Genomic DNA, 3,874 nt, shown 5'->3' on the forward strand with positions numbered 1-3,874 from the left:
GGCACCCGGCTCTTGGGCTTGAAACGCTTCTCCGGCCGGCTCAGCGCCGCCTTCACCAAGCCGAGGTCGGCGCCGGTCATCTGCGCGATGTCCTTCGGCTCGAGATAGGGCTGATCGGCCTTGAGCTGGCGGAAGCGGGCCGGTCCTGAGGGGGAAACAGCGCCGTCAACTTCCTGGTAGATTGGGTGCTCAGTTTCGAATTCGCTCGATGGCGGGTCGAAAATGAGCGGCCCGATCGGAGCCATTATTTGACCGCAACTGTTTGTGTGTCCAAGGAGCTAACAAGGTCTCAACGGGTTGGCAACTGCGGGGGCGAGTGGTTTAGCGCGGCGACAGTACGCCGTTTTTGACTCGGATTTTCGACCATAATGCGCGCTTGGCTAGCAGGGGACGCCGAGGGCGCGGACCAAGTCAGCGCCAATGAACCATGGGTTCTCCCGGAGCATCACCACCTTGCCTCTCTCGGTGTGCCAGCTTGCAGAAGTGCATACACAACGGTAGTGCAAAATCCCCTGCGTAGTGATGTGCGGCAGAACGGCCGAGAACGCCGGTTCTGTGGGCATCCTGAGGTGAGGTACTGGTTGCAGAAGCGAGAAATGAGTTTTGTGAGGGTGTAGCACGGGACTCTCTACGCTTATGCTGCCGATGACCCGCTCAGGAACACCGACCGTACCGGACGGTTTATAGTGCTCACCTGGCCGGCGATTCCCATCATCGTCGAAGCAGGAATCTGGGTCGGCGGGTCGGTGCGGCTCTTTGGTCCAGGTGGGCATGCGCTGTTGGAAGCCAAGCATGTGCGCCGACTGCGCGACGAGAAATCGGCGACTCCAGAGGCCGCCAACTCGCTGACAAAGGCGCTCAGACAGGTCTTCGCGATGGCCTGGCGATGACGCCCATTGCCGAGGCGGACGTTGGCGCGGCAGCTCGGGCCAGCCTGTCAGCCTGAACCGGCCCGGGGCCTCAGTCGAAGCTGTTCGAACTCCGCAGTTTCTTCACTGCGCCGCGCTGGGTCTTGCCCTCGAGGCGGCGCTTCTTCGAGCCGAGGGTGGGGTGGGTCGGGGGTCTTGGCTTGGGCGGGACGAGGGCCTCGCGGAGGAACGCGGGCGGCTATCGGCAGGTCAGCAACAGTCAGTGCGGGACAGGTTCTTCGGAAGAATTTGTGATTCATAATATCAACTCTTTGCAACCCGCCGGGCTTTGGTCTAGGATTCCCCAATGACGGTGAGTGGCATGCCATGGGGCAGGTCGACGAGGGCCGGTCGTTCGGATGGCTGCTGTCCGGCACCTGCATCTCACGGTGAAGCCGCTGACATTTCCGCTAATTCGAACGGTAATTATGGTCGACGCTCTGGCACCAATGGATAACGAGGTAAGGGAAAAGCTGCTCAAGGTAAGCACGGCGACGCTCGCGACCAGCCTTTTCAAGCGTGGACTGCGCTCGCAATTCATGCAGGGCGTCCAGCGGCTGACCAAGTCCGACATCAAACTTGTCGGCCCCGCTTACACGCTGCGCTATATCCCAGCACGCGAGGACATCGACGTGATCGAGGTGTTTCGTGATACCCGGCACCCCCAGCGCCTGGCAGTCGAGACCATTCCGGCGGGCCACGTCCTGGTGATGGATTGCCGTGGTGACGCCTCGGCGGCGAGCGCCGGTTCGATCCTGCTGACGCGGATGATGATCCGCGGCGTCGCCGGGGTGGTCACCGATGGCGGTATCCGCGACTCGGACAATATCTCGACTTTCGCGCTACCGACTTATTGCGCCGCGCGGAGCGCTCCGACCAATCTCACCAAGCACCACGCGGTCGATCTCAACGTTCCCGTCGGTTGCGGCACGGTGGCTGTGTTTCCCGGCGACATCCTTGTAGGCGACGGCGATGGGGTGATCGTCATCCCGGCCGAGATCGCCGCTGAGGTGGCCGAGCAGGCGGTACAGCAGGAGCGCATCGAAGAGTTCCTCGCCGCCGAAATCGCTGCCGGGAAACCCCTCGCCGGCATCTATCCCCCCAATGCCGACACACTCGAACGCTATCGGCGCGCCAGCGAAATGGGCGATGCCGAGACAGGAACGGCCGCGATCTAGCGCCCCTCCGGTGGCCCCAGTGTAATCAGGACCGGCGGGTGACTTCGGTGAGCCGGCCCCGGGCCTCGCTGAGATGAAAGCGCATGTAGGTCGTGGCTAGGTCGCCATCCCCGCTCTCGATCGCGTCGGCGATCCGCTGGTGCTCGAGCAGCACCGTGCTGCGGCGCTCGGCCGAACCAAGCTTGGTCAGTCCCAGTGTCACCGCGATGAACCCCTCGAGCTCGACGCTGAGGCTGTCGAGTTGGTTGGCGAACAACTCGTTGCCGCTGGCAACCGCGATGGCGCGGTGAAAGGCGATGTCGAGCTTCTGCGCTGGCTGGCCGGCGTTGATCGCGTTCGAGAAGGCTCGGTGCGCGGCGCGGATGGCGACCAGGTCGTCATGGGTGCGTCGCTCGGCGGCAAAGCGCGCCGCCGCCGGCTCCAGCGCCATTCGCACCTCGAAGGCGCGCAGGTAACTGGCAAAATCGGCGGGATCGAAGAAGTCGACGCTGGCTGCCGGGGGGGCGCGCAACAGAATGGTGCCCGAGCCGCGCCGGGTCTTGACGAGGCCATCCGCCTGCAGCCGCGTCAGGGCCTCTCGCACCACCGGTCGAGATACGCCGAAGGCTTCGCAGATCGCGTGTTCGGCCGGCAACTTGTCGCCGGGGGCCACAGCCCCAGCCATGATCTGTTCGAGCAGTTGTCCGTAAAGGATGTCGGCGAGTCTGCGCTTGGGCGCCGGAGTGAGTTGAATGTTGGCCATTGTCATCGCTCTAGCATGGAAGCCGGGTCGTCGTCCCGGTCGCGCACCAGGGGACGTCCCTAGCCTGTTGGAAGCCGTTCGAAACGCTGGGTAGCCGGCCATATCTGGCTCCCACCCCTCTTATGGTTCGATTAGCCCAATTCGAGCGGCCGGCGCAATCTAACCAAAGCGATACCCCCTGTCCAAGCATAGTTGTCAAGTAGATTCTCATTTCGTAGCTCAAAAGCGGCCGAAACCTGACCTATTGACTTACTCCTAGGTTGCCGCAGGCATGTCCTCATGTTAGGCAACCGGGATCGGTCGACCTCGGTCGATCTCCGTCACCGCCCAGCTCGGGCGGGAAGGGGGCATGCCATGCAGCAGGTCGCACTTGGCCGCACCGGCCTCCGGTCGAGCGCCGCGTGTCTCGGGGCAGGGGGATATAGCCGGCTCGGCCAAAGCCACGGCGCCAGCCACGAGAGTTCGGTCGCGCTGGTGAAGGCCGCGATCGACCTGGGTATCTCGATGATCGACACCGCAGGAAAGTACGGCACCGAGCCCATCGTCGCCGAGGCGGTCAAGGGTGTGCGCGACCGGGTTGTCATCTCCACCAAGACAGCGATCGTCGATCAGGATGAGCGTGAGGGCTACGGCTGCGGGCTCAAGAGCGCGGCGGCATTTATGGGTATGGTGGAAGACAGCCTGCGCAATCTCAAAACCGACCATATCGATATCATGCACCTGCACGGGGTGGTCGCCGGCCAGTATGGCTATTGCCGCGACGAGCTGATTCCAGCTTTCATCAAGCTTCGCGAGGCGGGCAAGGTCCGCTTCTTCGGGATCACGGAGCGCTTCAATATCGACTTCACGCACGAGATGCTGAGGCTCGCGGCCCGCGACGACGTCTGGGACGTCATCATGGCGGGGTCCAATTTCCTCAACCAGACGGCGGTGACCGAAGTGCTGCCGTTGAGTCGTGAGAACGGCATCGGCACGATGTGCATGTATGCCGTGCGGGGCGGCCTTGCCGACCACCGCAGGGCGGGCGAACTGACCGCAGAACTGTT

At 63.2% G+C, this 3,874-nt stretch carries 5 protein-coding genes and 1 pseudogene; 3 read left to right on the forward strand and 3 right to left on the reverse strand.

The window, feature by feature from the left end:
• Positions 1–245 (reverse strand): hypothetical protein (locus tag JWQ89_RS09990; RefSeq protein ID WP_299640606.1); only part of this gene is annotated, 245 nt, incomplete at its 3' end.
• Between the two features lie 441 nt (positions 246–686).
• Here JWQ89_RS09990 and JWQ89_RS09995 point away from each other — a divergent pair.
• The gene (locus tag JWQ89_RS09995) at positions 687–890 is read left to right on the forward strand and encodes a hypothetical protein (protein WP_299640608.1); all 204 of its coding nucleotides are present in this window, start codon (positions 687–689) and stop codon (positions 888–890) included.
• A gap of 70 nt (positions 891–960) precedes the next feature.
• Here the strand turns inward: JWQ89_RS09995 and JWQ89_RS10000 are convergent.
• Positions 961–1,095, reverse strand: a pseudogene (locus tag JWQ89_RS10000) (aminoacyl-tRNA hydrolase); the annotation flags it as partial.
• A 262-nt stretch (positions 1,096–1,357) separates the two neighbouring features.
• Here JWQ89_RS10000 and JWQ89_RS10005 point away from each other — a divergent pair.
• The gene (locus tag JWQ89_RS10005; RefSeq protein WP_299640610.1) at positions 1,358–2,086 is read left to right on the forward strand and encodes a ribonuclease activity regulator RraA; all 729 of its coding nucleotides are present in this window, start codon (positions 1,358–1,360) and stop codon (positions 2,084–2,086) included.
• Positions 2,087–2,111: 25 nt separating this feature from the next.
• Here the strand turns inward: JWQ89_RS10005 and JWQ89_RS10010 are convergent, their stop codons facing one another.
• The gene (locus JWQ89_RS10010) at positions 2,112–2,828 is read right to left on the reverse strand and encodes a FadR/GntR family transcriptional regulator (RefSeq protein WP_299640612.1); all 717 of its coding nucleotides are present in this window, start codon (positions 2,826–2,828) and stop codon (positions 2,112–2,114) included.
• 354 nt (positions 2,829–3,182) lie between these two features.
• On the opposite strand from JWQ89_RS10010, the gene JWQ89_RS10015 reads away from it, so the two are divergent.
• Positions 3,183–3,874: aldo/keto reductase (locus tag JWQ89_RS10015; protein WP_299640614.1), on the forward strand; the 692-nt coding region annotated here is incomplete at its 3' end.

Origin of the sequence: Devosia sp. (assembly GCF_028290645.1) — a bacterium.
In the GTDB taxonomy this organism is placed as follows: Bacteria; Pseudomonadota; Alphaproteobacteria; order Rhizobiales; family Devosiaceae; genus Devosia_A.